The sequence below is a fragment of the Companilactobacillus halodurans genome, assembly GCF_009600985.1.
GTDB classification, from domain to species: Bacteria; Bacillota; Bacilli; order Lactobacillales; family Lactobacillaceae; genus Companilactobacillus; species Companilactobacillus halodurans.
In genome coordinates this window covers 1-1,332 of sequence record NZ_VDFP01000157.1, presented here as the reverse complement: position 1 = coordinate 1,332, position 1,332 = coordinate 1, and the positions used below count along the sequence as shown (strand labels likewise).

The window sequence follows — 1,332 nt, the reverse complement described above, 5'->3', positions numbered from 1 at the left end:
ATGTGCTATATTGTCAAAAAAACATTCTAAATTACTTATATATCAACAATTTGTTAAAATGAAAGTGAAAGTAAAAAAGCTGAAGGTTTTCTGTAACTGCCGCCTTCGGGGTCAAGCGACAAAGCCTGCTGTGGGACCAACTCGAGCCAAGGTCTCGACCCTCGATTTTGAACTTCGCACAACCCGCGAATTTCAAAATACGTCCTGTGGAGTAAGCGATAAATCGCTAACTCCACCGCCACTGCTGGCCTGCCCGTTTTTTCTACCTCCATCTTATGTATCATTACTTTTTAAAATAAAATAATTTAACAATAAATTTAAACAATACAAAAGAGATGTCTACAAACCGTATTTTGCGGTATATACAGACATCTCTTTTATGTTTTTAATGGAAAGTTAAAAGTTCTAAAATGGGTTTTACTTCCTGATGCTCTGAAAATCCAGAATAAAAAAACAATAATTATCACATCAAATATTTAATAAAAAAACAACGAATAACCTAGCCGGAAGAAACAAGAAAATTGGGTCGCTGTGCAGGTGGTGTTAGTGCTTTAGCACTTACACCACGGGACGAGCTTTGAAACTCGCGCACTTTGCGAGGTTCAAAGACCTTGGCTCCAGTCGGTCCCATAGCGACCTAATTTTCTCGCTTCTGGAGGCGGCCCAGCTCCAATATCAGCTCATTCATTTGTTTCTTAATTTTTTGACCAATATCTGTTTCAGAGACTAATTTACGTTTGACTGATTGTTCAATTACGCGCTTGGTTGAAACAACATCTTTCATCTCTTCGATAGCTTTAGCACGGGTAGTGAATGGCTCGTGTGTTACTAATTGCAGACCATAAGAATTTGACAACAATGTATATCCACCGATACCAGTGGTCTTATGATAAGGTTTCGACATACCACCATCAATTACAAAAATTTTTCCATTGGCCATAATTGGTGATGTTCCTGCCTTAACTGGTGTATGACCATTAATAATATGACCATCTGCTTCTAATCCAAAATCTTTGAATAGTTTATCAGCAAACCACTCTTCTTTACGCAAAGTATAATAGGCATTTAATTTTTCAATATGTAACTGAGCATCATCAATAAAGTAACGTTCAAATGTCGTCATTTTATCTTTTCCAAACAGTGGTGACATCTTACCAGTCCACAAATACCAAATAACATCAGAATTAAAATTATCCTTCATACTAGGGTTGTTTAATCCTGCTCTGATAACTTCATCGAAATAATCAAATAATTTTTTACCAGCATAAGACTTGCCATGTACTTGCCAACTCTTTAGGTTTCCAACTTTGTCTACAGGAACACAACCATGTA

2 protein-coding genes are annotated in these 1,332 nt (G+C 36.7%); one reads left to right on the top strand and one right to left on the bottom strand.

Going from position 1 to position 1,332, the window contains the following annotated elements:
- On the top strand, positions 1 to 304 hold a 304-nt coding region (locus FHL06_RS14830), incomplete at its 5' end, for a hypothetical protein (protein WP_238334055.1).
- A gap of 333 nt (positions 305 to 637) precedes the next feature.
- Here FHL06_RS14830 and FHL06_RS13245 read toward each other — a convergent pair.
- The coding region (locus tag FHL06_RS13245; RefSeq protein ID WP_153387084.1) for a fructose-bisphosphatase class III at positions 638 to 1,332 on the bottom strand (695 nt) is incomplete at its 5' end.